At 46.4% G+C, this 13,190-nt stretch carries 19 protein-coding genes; 16 read left to right on the top strand and 3 right to left on the bottom strand.

The annotated features are described in order from the left end of the window. From B4F99_RS15155 to B4F99_RS15135, 5 genes are all read left to right on the top strand, one after another. Nucleotides 1-330, top strand: a complete 330-nt coding sequence (locus tag B4F99_RS15155; RefSeq protein ID WP_029342160.1) for a cytochrome C oxidase subunit IV family protein — start codon at nt 1-3, stop codon at nt 328-330. Nucleotides 331-461: 131 nt separating this feature from the next. Then, nucleotides 462-1,367 carry a cytochrome c oxidase assembly factor CtaG gene (ctaG, locus tag B4F99_RS15150; protein ID WP_214854632.1) on the top strand — a complete coding sequence of 302 codons (906 nt, stop codon included), beginning with the start codon at nt 462-464 and terminating at the stop codon, nt 1,365-1,367. An 18-nt stretch (nt 1,368-1,385) separates the two neighbouring features. Continuing rightward, nucleotides 1,386-1,847: a DUF420 domain-containing protein gene (locus B4F99_RS15145; RefSeq protein ID WP_214854631.1), complete on the top strand. Its 462-nt coding sequence runs from the start codon at nt 1,386-1,388 to the stop codon at nt 1,845-1,847. A 12-nt stretch (nt 1,848-1,859) separates the two neighbouring features. Continuing rightward, nucleotides 1,860-2,465 carry an SCO family protein gene (locus B4F99_RS15140; RefSeq protein ID WP_050677540.1) on the top strand — a complete coding sequence of 202 codons (606 nt, stop codon included), beginning with the start codon at nt 1,860-1,862 and terminating at the stop codon, nt 2,463-2,465. Nucleotides 2,466-2,471: 6 nt separating this feature from the next. Continuing rightward, nucleotides 2,472-2,729, top strand: a complete 258-nt coding sequence (locus B4F99_RS15135) for a hypothetical protein (protein ID WP_214854629.1) — start codon at nt 2,472-2,474, stop codon at nt 2,727-2,729. 147 nt (nt 2,730-2,876) lie between these two features. Here B4F99_RS15135 and B4F99_RS15130 read toward each other — a convergent pair whose 3' ends face one another. Together B4F99_RS15130 and B4F99_RS15125 are read right to left on the bottom strand one after the other, a co-directional pair. Next, the gene (locus tag B4F99_RS15130; RefSeq protein ID WP_035406760.1) at nt 2,877-3,227 is read right to left on the bottom strand and encodes a YugN family protein; all 351 of its coding nucleotides are present in this window, start codon (nt 3,225-3,227) and stop codon (nt 2,877-2,879) included. Between the two features lie 110 nt (nt 3,228-3,337). Beyond that, complete coding sequence (locus tag B4F99_RS15125; protein ID WP_035406763.1) at nt 3,338-4,114, bottom strand: ATP-grasp domain-containing protein; 777 nt, start codon at nt 4,112-4,114, stop codon at nt 3,338-3,340. 92 nt (nt 4,115-4,206) lie between these two features. On the opposite strand from B4F99_RS15125, the gene B4F99_RS15120 reads away from it, so the two are divergent. From B4F99_RS15120 to B4F99_RS15100, 5 genes are read left to right on the top strand one after another with little or no spacing between them, the layout of a single operon-like run. Further along, the gene (locus tag B4F99_RS15120) at nt 4,207-4,647 is read left to right on the top strand and encodes a YlbF family regulator (protein WP_035406766.1); all 441 of its coding nucleotides are present in this window, start codon (nt 4,207-4,209) and stop codon (nt 4,645-4,647) included. Nucleotides 4,648-4,671: 24 nt separating this feature from the next. Continuing rightward, nucleotides 4,672-4,929 (top strand): YlbG family protein, encoded by a 258-nt coding sequence (locus B4F99_RS15115; protein WP_035406768.1) that lies wholly within the window; start codon nt 4,672-4,674, stop codon nt 4,927-4,929. A gap of 46 nt (nt 4,930-4,975) precedes the next feature. Further along, nucleotides 4,976-5,557: a 16S rRNA (guanine(966)-N(2))-methyltransferase RsmD gene (rsmD, locus tag B4F99_RS15110; protein ID WP_081780349.1), complete on the top strand. Its 582-nt coding sequence runs from the start codon at nt 4,976-4,978 to the stop codon at nt 5,555-5,557. Continuing rightward, on the top strand, nt 5,554-6,048 hold the full coding sequence (coaD, locus tag B4F99_RS15105) for a pantetheine-phosphate adenylyltransferase (protein WP_056062364.1): 495 nt from the start codon (nt 5,554-5,556) through the stop codon (nt 6,046-6,048). The genes rsmD and coaD overlap by 4 nt, the downstream gene beginning before the upstream one ends. Next, the gene (locus B4F99_RS15100; protein ID WP_290759386.1) at nt 6,045-7,043 is read left to right on the top strand and encodes a SepM family pheromone-processing serine protease; all 999 of its coding nucleotides are present in this window, start codon (nt 6,045-6,047) and stop codon (nt 7,041-7,043) included. Before coaD ends, B4F99_RS15100 begins: the two co-directional genes overlap by 4 nt. Here B4F99_RS15100 and B4F99_RS15095 read toward each other — a convergent pair. Further along, the gene (locus B4F99_RS15095; protein ID WP_290759383.1) at nt 7,016-8,167 is read right to left on the bottom strand and encodes a tRNA(Met) cytidine acetate ligase; all 1,152 of its coding nucleotides are present in this window, start codon (nt 8,165-8,167) and stop codon (nt 7,016-7,018) included. The genes B4F99_RS15100 and B4F99_RS15095 overlap by 28 nt on opposite strands. A 156-nt stretch (nt 8,168-8,323) precedes the next feature. Here B4F99_RS15095 and B4F99_RS15090 point away from each other — a divergent pair, with 156 nt between their 5' ends. The 6 genes from B4F99_RS15090 (at nt 8,324) to rsmH (ending at nt 13,007) form a co-directional block, all read left to right on the top strand. Beyond that, nucleotides 8,324-8,848: a YceD family protein gene (locus B4F99_RS15090; RefSeq protein ID WP_023468813.1), complete on the top strand. Its 525-nt coding sequence runs from the start codon at nt 8,324-8,326 to the stop codon at nt 8,846-8,848. A gap of 46 nt (nt 8,849-8,894) precedes the next feature. Next, nucleotides 8,895-9,068 (top strand): 50S ribosomal protein L32, encoded by a 174-nt coding sequence (gene rpmF / locus B4F99_RS15085; protein ID WP_012370841.1) that lies wholly within the window; start codon nt 8,895-8,897, stop codon nt 9,066-9,068. A gap of 84 nt (nt 9,069-9,152) precedes the next feature. Next, nucleotides 9,153-9,962, top strand: coding sequence for a ketopantoate reductase family protein (locus B4F99_RS15080; protein WP_035409503.1), 810 nt, complete (start codon nt 9,153-9,155; stop codon nt 9,960-9,962). Next, nucleotides 9,959-10,315 carry a DUF3397 family protein gene (locus tag B4F99_RS15075; RefSeq protein WP_035406782.1) on the top strand — a complete coding sequence of 119 codons (357 nt, stop codon included), beginning with the start codon at nt 9,959-9,961 and terminating at the stop codon, nt 10,313-10,315. The genes B4F99_RS15080 and B4F99_RS15075 overlap by 4 nt, the downstream gene beginning before the upstream one ends. 29 nt (nt 10,316-10,344) lie before the next feature. Beyond that, a complete protein-coding gene (gene bshC / locus B4F99_RS15070; RefSeq protein ID WP_290759380.1) occupies nt 10,345-11,907 on the top strand; it encodes a bacillithiol biosynthesis cysteine-adding enzyme BshC in 1,563 nt (520 codons plus the stop codon). A gap of 161 nt (nt 11,908-12,068) precedes the next feature. After that, a complete protein-coding gene (gene rsmH, locus B4F99_RS15065; protein ID WP_056062348.1) occupies nt 12,069-13,007 on the top strand; it encodes a 16S rRNA (cytosine(1402)-N(4))-methyltransferase RsmH in 939 nt (312 codons plus the stop codon). Nucleotides 13,008-13,190 lie beyond the last annotated feature (183 nt).

Here is a 13,190-nt window from a genome sequence, read left to right as displayed (position 1 = left end):
ATGGAAAAACACGAACCGCAACTTACGCGCAATCAAATCGAGCTTGAGATGAAAGCAGAACGTGGTCGTGAGACACAACTGCAACTCATCAGTTTCGCACTCATGATTTTCTTGACGCTCATCGCTTTCGGTGCTGTCATGGCTGATCTCATGCCGCACTGGGCAGCTGGTGGCTTCCTGATCATCATGGCAATCGTTCAGGTTTACCTTCAGCTTTACATGTTCATGCATATGAACAATAAAGGCAACACATGGATCAAAGTCATGATGGGTCTTGGCATCTTCGTCGCCTTGACGATCGTCGCGACACTCCGTCTGTTGATCTGGTAAGAAATGTGACCATTCTGCTAACGTTTAGCAGGATGGTCTTTTATTTTGGAATCGTTTTATGAGAAACCTTTACAATGAAATAGGGGAACGGTAATCTTAGTTTGTAAGAGAAAGGAACGGGGTGAAGAAATATGTTAGGCAATTTAAGGGGAGCACTTTCGCAATTCGAATGGACTGTCTTATGGAGTCCGTATTATGCGTTGATACTCGTTGGATTGTATATCCTATATGCTGTCGTGACAGAAAAGCTGCGTCGTCCGGACGAGCCGGAAACAACGCTTGGGCAAAAGTTTTCGATGCTCGCGGCATTGATCGTTTTTTACATCGGTTTTGGAAGTCCGTTAGACCTGCTAGCACATATCACGTTCTCAGCACACATGCTGCAGATGGTATTCGTCTATATGGTCGCACCGCCGCTCTTGTTGATTGCACTACCAGAGTGGCTTTATAAGCGCTTGTTCAATATACCGTATCTTGGGAGGATTCTTCGTTTCTTCGTCAAGCCGTTGATTGCACTCGTCGTCTTTAATGCCTTGTTTACGTTTTATCATATGCCATTTATTTTTGATTATGTCCTGACGAACTATACCGTTCACCGTCTGTTCCATGGAACACTTATTTTCTTGAGCATGACGATGTGGTATCCGATCATTGCACCCGTCAACGAAAACGATAGTTTGTCTGACCTGAAGAAGATGGTCTATATCGTCGCGAACGGTGTGTTGTTGACACCTGCCTGTGCCTTCATGATCTTCAGTCAAAGTTTTCAGTATCAAGCGTATCAGGATCCGGCGACGTTCGCGAAAGTACTCGCTTACTGTATGCCTAACAATGATTTAAGCGGATTGAACCTGGAACGATTGCTCGGAACGACAGATGACTTATTAGAGGACCAACGCTTTGGTGGTGTCCTCATGAAGCTCGGTCAAGAACTCGTGTATGGTCTATTCTTCGGACTGACCTTCTTTACATGGGTGCGCCGTTCAAAAAGTACTGCCGTGGATGAAGGCATGTCCTTCACACCAAAAGCGGATTAAATTGGAGGAAGTTGGAACATGATTTATTTGCCGTTGATTTGTGTATCGCTGATTGTCATCAGTGCGATTTTCGTAGCGATTGGCTGGTTTTTGATCGCCCAAACGCGTCGTAACATGAAAGCTCACCAAACCGTGATGACGATTGCAGCTGCACTCGCTTTATTATTCTTCATCATGTATGCCTTGCGGACGATTCTGCTCGGCAACACAGCCTTTGGCGGTCCAGAGTCTGTCAAAGCCTACTACACAGGATTCTTGATCTTCCACATCCTTCTTGCGACATCAGGTGGGGTGCTCGGTTTGATGGCACTCTATCACGCGTATAAGAAGAACTTTGCACGTCACCGTAAAATCGGACCAGTTGCTTCGATCATTTGGTTTTTGACGGCCATCACCGGTGTGATCGTGTATTGCTTATTATATGTCGTCTACGATCCGGGTGAGACGACGAACGTATTCCGGGCGATCTGGAGTCATTAAGGGGGAGCCAACTTGAAAAAGAACAGTTACTTGACGGTCGCTGCCGTCGTCCTCATCTTAGTTGCGGCAGCCGGGGGATATTATTATTTCTTCATGAAAGAAAAGTTACCTGTCATCGCTGAACCGACGCCATTTGAATTAACGAATGCCGTAGACGGAAAATCATTCAATTCAGAAGACGGAAAAGTCAAAGTGTTGACGTTCTTCTACTCGAACTGTCCTGATATTTGTCCGCTGACATTGAATGATTACCGAAAGCTTGAGAAGAAGCTTCGGAGTGAAGAGTTATACGGAAATGACGTCGAACTCGTCGCTGTGACGGTTGATCCAAAAGTGGATACACCGAAAGTCCTGAAAAAGTATGCTTCGAACTTTGAAGCGGATGCTAAAGGATGGAAAGTATTGACGGGAGATCCAGTCGTCATCGATCGTCTGACACGTCAGTTGAATTTCTATTACTCAAAAGCTGAGAGTGGCTTAGTGACTCACGGAACACAAATGTTCATTTTGGACCGTGAGAATAAAGTACGGGCGATCTCTTCGATGGCGAAGACGCCGGATGAACCGGTCGACTTAGAAGAGGTCATGTCTTCGGTCACACAATTAGCAAAGGAGTGAAGGTAGATGACTTATGAAGAGTACTTGCAAGGAGATGTTACCGTCTCTATTCAAGCCATCGAGGAATTACTTGCTTGTGCGATCGAGGATTATGGAATCCATCACTCCCGGATCAAACGGATGGACCGGGAAGAGATTGCATTTAGCGTAAAGGTCAATGCACCGGCAACGTCACTTCACGCGCTTTATCTTCATGTACGCGAGCAGCTTGGGATTCAGCTCGGAGACGATGTCGTATCTTATGTACAATTCGTCGCGCGTTAAAAGCGGTTTCGCGCGTATTAAAGAATAACAATCAGGTGGACAGAACAGCTAATGATTTCGTGGATGATGCGAGGTCGTTAGCTTTTTTGTTTGGAATGAAGAACAAAAAATAGAGGCTCCTTAATTTGGAACCTCTACGTGTGGATCTTATTTTTCGAGTGTTTCGAGCAATGCTGCTAAACGACGTTCGCAGTCCTTGACGATTTCCGGAGGGAACGTCTCATCATACTCGACACCGTGTGGATAGTAGTGTTTCCCTAGAAGTGGTGTCATCATACGGACGACAGCATGGCGGTCTTCAATCTCGCCTTGGATCGCATAGACAGGAACACGGAGATAGAATACTTCGCCTGTTGATTGTTTTTCGTATTTCATGTCGTACATCGCACGTTCGTAATCCCATTGTCCTTCGCGAACGAAACGGTGATGATCCATAATTGTTTCAAGAAGACCGAACTTCAGTTCCTTGCCTTCGATGCCATATTGTTCAAACTTCATGTTTGAATCCCCCTATACCCCAGTTTGCTAGTAGATACTAGTCTTTCCAAACTATCATACCATAATGAATGAAACGATGACGTAAAAGTTGTGAAGTCATTTTGAAGAATTCATGAACTTCCGTATTTTCGTTCAACGTACTCAAGGATCGTATCTGGTGCATGAATGCCGAGGTGATTAAGTCCTTCACCACCAAAGAAGACGTTGAACTCGAGAACGTACCATTGTCCGTCGCGGATGATAAGATCAAAACCAGCGTGATCGATATCAAGCTGTTTCGCAAGCGCGAGCACGAAATCAATTGCACCTTGTGGCACATCATCGAAATCAAGGACGCCACCTTGAGCAACGTTATTTAAGAACTGTGCACCACCGACGCGCCAATACGCAGCGAGGACTTGATCACCGACGACGACGACACGTAAATCCTTTTCGTTCGGAATGTACTCTTGGATGTAGAACGTCTCGTGGGTATCCGTGTATTTCTTCCAGTCCGCTTCGTTTTTGATGAGATGGACACCTTGCCCCATCGAGCTACGGACTGTCTTAGCGACGAACGGAAACGAAAATTCACGTAAGACTCGATCGACCGTGAACTCATTTTTCCCGTAGATGCCTGTTCGAGGGATATTATCCGGAATGACGGTCTGAAAAATCCGAGTCATCTCAATCTTGTCATGACCTAGGTGGAACGTAGCAGCAGATGGAAAAATCGGCTTCTTCATTCCATAGATGATCGAGTGGATTTGCCAGTATTCCGGGAACAAGACGACATCCGCCTGTTCAATCTTTTTCAAGGAATCAAAGTGATAATCTGATTTGGCATGTTCCGTCTTGATTCCAATCGTCCGGAACATATTAAAAGAGAGCAGTTGCATAAAGTTCATTCCTTCCTTCTGAACAAATTATACACAATTCAACGGGCTAGGAGGGAGAGAAATGTTATGATAAGATGGTAAAGTTAAGGAGGAGATTCGTTGTGATATATACCGATAAGACGATTGACCTCATCAACGCAGCGGAAGACCTCATTCGATCTCTCGCTCAAAGTGAAACGGGGCAAGCATATAGATGTGCGAAACAAGCACAGCAAGAGTCAGTGGAGGCACAGTCCGTCATTCGAGACTTTCATCAAGTCAAAGAAGATTACGAACTCGTGCAACGATTTGGACGGTACCATCCGGACTATCAGACGATCACAAAAAAGGTCCATGAAGTCAAACGTCGACTTGATCTACAAGAGGAAGTCGCGCAGTTTAAAAAAGCAGAAAAACAACTCGAGACGCTACTTGGACAAATTAGTCTGAAACTCGCTGGTGAAGTATCACCGCAAATCAAAGTACCAACGGGGAATCCATTCTTTGACCAAGGATGTGCCGGAGGCTGTTCGACCGGTGGAAGTTGCAGTTGTAGCGGATAATGAAGATGAAGGGGGTAGGCTGGCGTGATCAAGGAACGAGTGGGACTCATCGTCTATGTCAATGCGATGAAAGCATCCCGTCAATTACGCCGTTACGGGAACGTCTACTTTACGTCTAAACGTGAACGATACGTGCATCTGTATGTCGATTTAGATCAGCATGAACAGGTGATGGAAGTCATTTCGACTCTTCCGTTCGTCGAATCGATCAAACGTTCAGAACGACCGTTCATCACGGAGACGTTCGCGAATAAAAAAGGTAAAATGCAAGAAGAAGCATAATCCAAGGAGCGATGAGGACATCCTCGTCGCTTCTTTGTTGAAAGGAATGAAGGAAATGCGAGTCATTTCAGGGGAACGGAAAGGAACGCGGCTAAAAGCAGTACCAGGGGATCAGACACGACCGACGACGGATAAAGTAAAAGAATCGTTGTTCAACGTCATCGGTCCCTATTTCAATGGAGGACGAGCGCTTGATCTGTTTGCGGGTAGTGGTGGTCTTGGCATCGAGTCTCTTTCGAGAGGATGCGATGAGGCGGTATTCGTCGACCAACACCATAAAGCCATTCAGACCATTCAAGATAACTTGCAGACGACGCACTACACGGATCAAGCACGTGTGTTGAAAAAAGACGTTACGATCGCCTTGACGGAACTTGCCTCCGAAAAGCCATTTAAATTGATTTATTTAGACCCTCCCTATGCAAAAGAACGATTGACGGAACACGTCACGTACATAGAGCAACACGACATGCTGACAGACAATGGTGTCATCGTGTGTGAACATGACTCTGCTGTTGTATTACCGGACCGGATCGGACGGCTAGAGGTCGTTCGTCGACTTCGTTATTCCGCTGTCATCTCAATCACGTTATATGAATTCATGGAAGCGGAGGAAGACCACGTATGAAACGAATCGCCATTTGCCCAGGGAGCTTTGATCCAATCACGAACGGACATTTAGACATCATTGAACGGGCTGTTCCGATTTTTGATGAGATCATCGTTGCCGTATTGAACAATTCTTCGAAGCAACCGCTCTTTTCTGTGGAGGAACGGATGGAGTTGATTGCAGATGTGACGTCGCATCTACCACATATCAAGGTCGATTCCTTCAATGGTTTGCTCGTCGATTACGCAGCGGAAGTCGGCGCAACCGCGATCGTCCGTGGTCTACGGGCGGTCTCGGACTTTGAGTATGAAATGCAGGTCGCATCCATCAACAAAAAGATGAACGATCAAATCGAGACACTATTCATGATGACGAATAATCAGTATTCCTTCTTAAGTTCTTCGATCGTCAAGGAAGCGGCCAAATACGGTGCTTCCGTCGTTGATCTCGTGCCATCTTCCGTCGAAGAGGCGCTACGTCAGAGATATACGAGAGGAGAACTGCGATGAAAGCTTGGAAACCGGCCTTAGCAGCGGTCATTGCTGCCTTGCTCGTGTTTTTCGTGCCACTTCCGTATTTCATCTCCTATCCAGGTGATGCGACATCGACTGAAGATTTGATTGATGTGTCTGGGGGCGACAAGGAGCCAGGCGATTTGATGATGCTGACGATCGCCCAACGTCGAGCAACCCCATACTTCCTCGTAGAAAGCCTCTTCCTACCGTTTTCCGAAACGTCGAGCGTAAGTGATTATTTGTACGACGGAGAGTCAGACGCACAGTATGAAACACGTCAGAAACTATACATGGAAGAAGCACAACATAATGCGACAATCGAGGCCTATGAATTAGCTGATAAAAAGGTCGATATCGACTTTAAAGGAGTCTATGTGTCGGGTGTCATTCCAGGTGGTCCAGCCGAAGGGAAACTGAAAGCTGGAGACCGGATCACGGGCGTTGATGGGAAATCGATTACGTCATTTGATGGCTTCATGAAGACGATTCAATCGAAAAAAGCAAAAACAGTCGTTCCAATTCAGTTCATGCGTAAATCGGAAATCAAGAAGACGACAATTCGAGTGGATCAGTTGTCGAAAGAAGTCAAACGTGTCGGACTTGGTATTTATGAACCATTACCGATCTCAAACGTAACGACAGACCCCGCTATTAAGTTTCAGATCGAGGATGTCGGTGGTCCTTCTGCAGGAATGATGTTCACGCTTGAAATCTATGATCAATTGACGCCGGGTGATTTGGCGAAAGGACATAAGATTGCCGGTACAGGAACGATTGAAGAAGGCGGTAAAGTTGGACCGATCGGTGGTGCGTGGCAAAAGGTAGTCGCTGCTGACGAGGCAGAAGCAGAGATCATGTTCGTACCAGCAGGAGAGAACTACAAAGAAGCAAAACCATCCATCAAAAAACTCGGAACGAACATGAAGCTCGTTCCGATCAAGACAGTTGAAGATGCGATTGATTATTTAAAAGAACTTCCAGCGAAATAAGGAAAACGACGGTGTTCGAGTAACGCGTCGTAGCGAGCCAAGGGCAGTGCGTATGCAGCTGTCACTTGGCTTTCTTTTGTTAGCCAAGGATGGCTCGTGAACGTACTTAAAACAGGGACACGCGTTTTGATGCTCTTAAGTGCCAGTCGTCCTTGTTCTGAAAAAGCGAGGGGGCGAATGAAATCAACATGATCATAATCAATCCGTGCGACCTCCTCTGCTGTCGTTGAGGTCAACAGATAGACAATGGCACGCTGCAGGCTTGTACGCGTATAACGACGTGTTTTGACGTGATTCAGAAAGGTCTCGAATGTCGTTGCTTGTTTAGCCCCTTCGACGAGTCGTGGTGCTAACGAAGCGTCGATCCCAGCGATTCGCATCAACTCGGGTACTGGAGTCGTTAGTAGACGTTGTCGAATCCATGGATAATAGTGCGAAAAATGAGCGAAAGAAGCGTTTGTAAGGACGTCCTCCGTCTGTTCGGGAAGTGCGAGCAGCTGACCGTGCGTCTGGTAATGGGCGCGTATCGCAGTGGCGCTCATGATGTTCCCGGTGGATAAGTCGTGGTAGCCACTTCCAATTCGTTTGGTTGTATGAAGCGAAACGGTCTTCGCGGCGCGAGCATAATAATAACCAAGTGTATTGTTCGGTTGTGTCAAATCAAGCGTCTGTGAGACACTCTTGAACGCTTGACTAGCAGCGTGAGCAGAAGAAAGACCAGCTGTTAATCCGTCACGTAACGCTTGCTTATATGCAAGAGTCTCTTCAATTTGTTCCGATGCCGCATGCAAAAAGGGATGGATGTCTCCACATTCGCTTCCGAACGAAAGTGACTCACAACCAATCGTCTCAGCGATCGTCACCCCACCGAGCGCAAACCGATCTGCGCGTTGGACGGCAAAATAAAAGGGGAGTTCAAGAACGAGATCAACGGCACCACTTGCGACTGCTGCTTGAGCACGTGTCCATTTGTCTGTAAAAGCGGGCTCACCACGTTGCATGAACGTCCCGCTCATGATGGCGACGATGACGTCGGCATCCGTTTCCCGTCGTGCTGTCGTCGCTTGATAATAGTGTCCATTATGAAACGGATTGTACTCTGAAATGATAGCTGTCATCCTCATGAAAACTTTCTCCTTTGCAAACCGAATTAAGTGCGGTAATATGGATAAAGACGTCCAAAAGTGTTCGTTCTCTAGCGATTTCAGTGTAAAGAAAAAACATTGACAAAACAAGATGTCCTCTCTATAATTCATATTGTTGCAATTGAGGTGATTCGGATGAAATGGTCCCTGATGCAATTGAATAAATTGCGCAATCTGGGTCAACTTCAGGTTAACGAGACGATCGAGCTCAATGAGCTAGTCGCCCTCCATCCGGATATCCGGGCGGTGCAACCTGTGCACGTTCGTGCAAATGCATCGTTTACATCGAATCAATTAATATTCAATCTCCGGATTACCGGCGAAATGACGCTTCCGGATGCCCGGACGCTAAATGACGTCGCTTATCCATTCGAGATTGAATCCATCGAGCCATTCCTGCTCGAGGTTGATGCTGTTTCGAACGAAGCAGATGACATCAACGTGCCGATCGGGAATACGGTCGATCTTCGACCGCTCGTGCAAGAATTGATTTTACTTCATGTGCCAGTGCAAGTGCATGGGGATGATGAAGAGAATCAGTTGGTTGAGGGGGAAGGCTGGACGATTCTTTCTGAAGAGGATCCAGAGGAAACCGAACCAAAAATCGATCCGCGACTCGCGGGTCTCGCTCAGTTCTTTAAAAAAGATCAGGATTCCTGATTTCTGAAGTAAAGGCGAGTGTATTTTTTCAAGGAGGTGGACAACGATGGCAGTACCATTCCGCAGAACGTCGAAAACACGCAAACGTCTTCGCCGTACTCATTTCAAACTCCGTGTACCAGGTATGGTCGAGTGCCCAAACTGTGGTGAAATGAAACTTTCACACCGTGTTTGTAAAGCATGTGGCTCGTACAAAGGTAAAGAAATCGTCAGCAAGTAAGCTGATTGATCGGTATAAAAGCGACCTTCGAATCGAGAAATCGGTTTTGGGGTCGCTTTTTTCATGAAAGGGGAAATGATGAAGATGAACGTTGGAATCATTGGCGCGGGAGCCATCGGTTTATTGCTTGCCTCTTATTTATCGGAAGAGCATGCAGTCACGCTCTATACTCGACAAGAACAAGAAGAGGAACGTTCGATCATTCGCGATGGACAGGCAAGTCGACTTGTACGAATCCGGAAGATTGATCGACTCGAGTCAGAAGACTTGGTGTTTGTAGCGACAAAGTCGTATGATATAAAAAGTGTGATTCCATTCCTCAAACGGCTGACGTGTCCCGTCATGTTCCTGCAAAATGGAATGGATCATTTGAAATGGAAAGAGCAATTGCCGCAAGTCTTATTCGGTGTCGTCGAACATGGAGCCATGCGCACTGCGCCGTTTGAAGTCAGGCATACTGGACAAGGACGCATCCGCTACGGAAATCAAGAAATTTCGAACTTGTCGTCAATACAGCTCCGTTTTGAATTCGAGTCGGATATGGAAGCGGTCTTATTGACGAAACTGTTCATCAACGTCGTCATCAATCCAGTGACGGCATATTACGGTGTTGAGAATGGATCCTTGTTAGAAATGCCTTATCGACAAGAAGCACGTCAATTATTTGACGAAATGCAGACGATTTTTCCGAATCATAGCATTACTTATTCCGAAATCGAGCGAATCATGGAGAACACGAGTAAAAATCGTTCTTCGATGTTACGAGATCTTGAGCAAGGACGCCAAACAGAAGTGGAACCGATACTTGGATACGCGTTACGTCAGGCGACGACTGCGACGCCACGTTTATCTTTTTATTATGAACAGATCAAACAGAGGGAGGGTCCGCAGTGACGGTTTTCATCATTTTTCCTTTATTCAGCCTACTTGCGTTGTATCTCATCTTTTTACTTCTGTTTCGAAAACACGGGAAGGCAGTCCGATTCGCACTCGACGTTGGGACATTCATTGTTCTATATGCCATTCATGTCGCATTGATTGCCTTGACCGGAACAAATTACTTAGGATGGATCGTCATCGTCGTGTTGGTAGTGTTTGCGTTGAACGCGCTCTGGCAACGGATTCGGCAACTTGATGTCGATTTAAGACAAATGATTCGGCACAGTTGGCGGATCATCATCTTGCTAGCGTTACCCGTTCATTTCGTGTTATTCGTGCTCGGTATACGTCAACTGTTCATCAGCTGACGAGTTAGGTAAGAAAGAAGGGATTTTGTTTGAAGGTACAACCATTTGAAGCCTTATATGATGACAACTCGCTGATGCATCGTGCTTCACGAGAAGAATTCTTAACATATGTCGATCACCTCGGAACGAGTGGTTTAGCGTCGAGAAGCCGCTTACTTGAAGAGCGTCACTATCCGCATCTTGCGGCGCTAACGGACGAACTCGAACGCCAAAATCCAAATATGACGGAGCGATTGCGGGAGCGTGTCGCGAAACTTCGTACAGGTGAGGCACAAGCTGTGGTCACAGGGCAACAAACCGGCATCTTTGGCGGACCATTATATGCCATCTATAAACTGTTGACCTGTCTTAAGGTCGCGCAGCAGGCGGAAGCGACACTTGATCGCCCTGTCGTTCCGATTTTTTGGCTCGCGACCGAAGATCACGATTTTGATGAGATCAATCATGTTTATGTTCCGACAGCAGATTTTCAAACGCGAAAAATCGCAGTCGCCCCTGCGGAAACGATTGCCCGCTCGGTCAGTCGCTTGTCTTTTGATCAGCCGGCACTTCTAGAAATCATTGAAGAAACGTTCCGGGCGATGCCGGAGACGATCCACACGAAACGATTAGTTGCGCGGCTGAAACAACTCGTTGAAGAATGTACATCGTATGGCATGTTTTTTTCACAATTAATCGGCGAATTGATCGATTTCGATATCGTCTTCTTTGATGCTGATACACACCCTGTCCGTGAACTCGAGATTCCGTTTTTTGAACGGTTGATTCAAGACAATGCGGAATTCAGACAGGCATTGACGGACGGAATAACACAGACAAAAGAATTACCCGACACATTTTTGAACGAGGAGGCCGCGCATCTTTTCATCGATGATCACGGTCGTCAGTTGCTTTATCCGACAGCAAGCGGATTTGAGACGAAACAAGGGAAGCAGTATACAGAACTTGAATTAATCGCGTTACTGTACGCCAGTCCGGAACGATTCTCAAACAGTGTCGTGACCCGACCATTAATGCAGGATTATCTGTTCCCAACGCTTGCCTACATTGGTGGACCGGGAGAATTAGCTTACTGGACGCGCTTACGTCCACTGTTTCATCATCTGAAGTGGACGATGCCGTTATTGATCCCTCGTATGGGCGGATTACTCGTGCGTCGTAGCGATGAAAAACGGCTTATGAAACTTGACGTGTCGCTCGAAGAAATCGTCCGGTCAGGCGTTCCGATTCCCGTCTATTCGGAAGAGCAGATGACAGGGCGCCTGCAGACGGCAACGATGCTGAAAGATAGCTTCGTCTCCGAATTTCTTTCGCTCGAACATCAGCTACTGCGAACTTCGAGTAAGAGTGAGAAAATCAAGAAACAACTCGAACAATCGATTGCTAGTTTATTAGCAGAAGATCGGCGGCAATTTGATCGACAGACGCGACAGTATAAAGAAACGGCCTATCATTTGCTACCGGATGGAGCGCCACAAGAAAGGATTCACTCCATCTTACCGTGGTTGAATCATCATGGTCCTGATTTTGTTCGGGACTTAAGGAACGCTTATGAGGCAAATGCGGCTGAACAACTGAAAATTTTCCTTTAAACCTGCTGAAACAAGCAGGTTTTTTTGATTTTTTAGCGAAAATTACACAAAAGTTAAATAAATCAAGGAAACTGTCTCATTTTCGTAACGTTTTCATGAGAGAATGTGATACATTGAAAAAGAGTAACGTCCTTCAAGGACAGTGAAAGGTGAGGCAGGACATGTTTGAGCATGAAACGGTATTGAAATGGGAGTCAATCGAAGGACTCGCGATTAAACCCGACGGTATTTACGTCGATTGTACATTAGGTGGAGCAGGACATAGCGAAGAGATCGTCAAACAACTGACGACAGGTCATCTATACGCATTTGATCAAGATGATGTCGCCCTCGCTCATGCAGCAGAACGTCTCGCGGCGTATGAAGGTCGCTTTACTTTAATAAAGAGTAATTTTGCTTATCTAAAAGAGCAATTAGCAGCACATGGCGTCGAGAAAGTAGACGGCATCTTATTTGATCTCGGTGTCTCTTCACCACAATTAGACGAAGGGGAACGGGGATTTAGTTACAATCACGACGCACGTCTCGACATGCGCATGGATCAATCTTCTCCACTTTCTGCCTATGAAGTCGTCAATGAATGGTCTTATAATGATCTCGTACGTATCTTCTTTACATACGGGGAAGAGAAGTTCTCAAAACAAATTGCACGTAAAATCGAAAAAGCACGAGAAGAGCAACCGATTGAGACGACGTTCGAACTCGTCGAATTGATCAAGGATGCGATTCCAGCACCAGCACGACGTAAAGGTGGTCACCCCGCGAAACGGACGTTCCAAGCGATCCGAATTGCCGTCAATGACGAATTGAACGTCTTTGACCGTGCGGTACACCAAGCAATTGATGTATTACGGGTTGGTGGACGTTTATGTGTCATTACGTTCCATTCACTTGAAGATCGCATGTGTAAACAAGCGATCAAAGAAAAATCATCACTACCCGAGCTTCCACCGGGCTTGCCGATGATACCGGTCGAGATGGAGCCCGAACTCCGACTCGTCACACGCAAGCCGATTACAGCTGGTGTCGAAGAGCTAGATGATAATCGTCGCGCTCGATCGGCAAAATTACGAATCGCTGAAAAAATGAAAGAATCTTGAGAGGAGCATTCCAATGGCAGAACCACTTCGTAAATCGGTCCAAACGGTTCAACCCGTTCGTCAACAACCTGTTCAGGAACCACGGAAGACGGAAGATATCGCACGTCGCGTCGCCGTCCGTCCGAAGTATCGCTTGTATCCCTTTGAAAAATTCTTATACAGTGCGATGATTGGTGGTCTTGT

This window comes from Exiguobacterium sp. UBA3491, from assembly GCF_002377745.1.
Classification (GTDB): Bacteria; Bacillota; Bacilli; order Exiguobacteriales; family Exiguobacteriaceae; genus Exiguobacterium_A.
The sequence above is the reverse complement of the archived record's forward strand: the minus strand, read 5'-3'. Positions and strand labels throughout refer to the sequence as shown.

Excerpts from the sequence above, each read along its gene's own strand:
- B4F99_RS15135 (WP_214854629.1), top strand. The coding sequence starts at position 2,472 with ATGACTTATGAAGAGTACTTGCAAGGAGATGTTACCGTCTCTATTCAA.
- B4F99_RS15130 (WP_035406760.1), bottom strand. The coding sequence starts at position 3,227 with ATGAAGTTTGAACAATATGGCATCGAAGGCAAGGAACTGAAGTTCGGT.
- B4F99_RS15125 (WP_035406763.1), bottom strand. The coding sequence starts at position 4,114 with ATGAACTTTATGCAACTGCTCTCTTTTAATATGTTCCGGACGATTGGA.
- coaD (WP_056062364.1), top strand. The coding sequence starts at position 5,554 with ATGAAACGAATCGCCATTTGCCCAGGGAGCTTTGATCCAATCACGAAC.
- B4F99_RS15090 (WP_023468813.1), top strand. The coding sequence starts at position 8,324 with ATGAAATGGTCCCTGATGCAATTGAATAAATTGCGCAATCTGGGTCAA.
- B4F99_RS15080 (WP_035409503.1), top strand. The coding sequence starts at position 9,153 with ATGAACGTTGGAATCATTGGCGCGGGAGCCATCGGTTTATTGCTTGCC.
- ctaG (WP_214854632.1), top strand. The coding sequence starts at position 462 with ATGTTAGGCAATTTAAGGGGAGCACTTTCGCAATTCGAATGGACTGTC.
- B4F99_RS15155 (WP_029342160.1), top strand. The coding sequence starts at position 1 with ATGGAAAAACACGAACCGCAACTTACGCGCAATCAAATCGAGCTTGAG.
- rsmD (WP_081780349.1), top strand. The coding sequence starts at position 4,976 with ATGAAGGAAATGCGAGTCATTTCAGGGGAACGGAAAGGAACGCGGCTA.
- B4F99_RS15100 (WP_290759386.1), top strand. The coding sequence starts at position 6,045 with ATGAAAGCTTGGAAACCGGCCTTAGCAGCGGTCATTGCTGCCTTGCTC.
- rsmH (WP_056062348.1), top strand. The coding sequence starts at position 12,069 with ATGTTTGAGCATGAAACGGTATTGAAATGGGAGTCAATCGAAGGACTC.
- B4F99_RS15095 (WP_290759383.1), bottom strand. The coding sequence starts at position 8,167 with ATGAGGATGACAGCTATCATTTCAGAGTACAATCCGTTTCATAATGGA.
- B4F99_RS15145 (WP_214854631.1), top strand. The coding sequence starts at position 1,386 with ATGATTTATTTGCCGTTGATTTGTGTATCGCTGATTGTCATCAGTGCG.
- rpmF (WP_012370841.1), top strand. The coding sequence starts at position 8,895 with ATGGCAGTACCATTCCGCAGAACGTCGAAAACACGCAAACGTCTTCGC.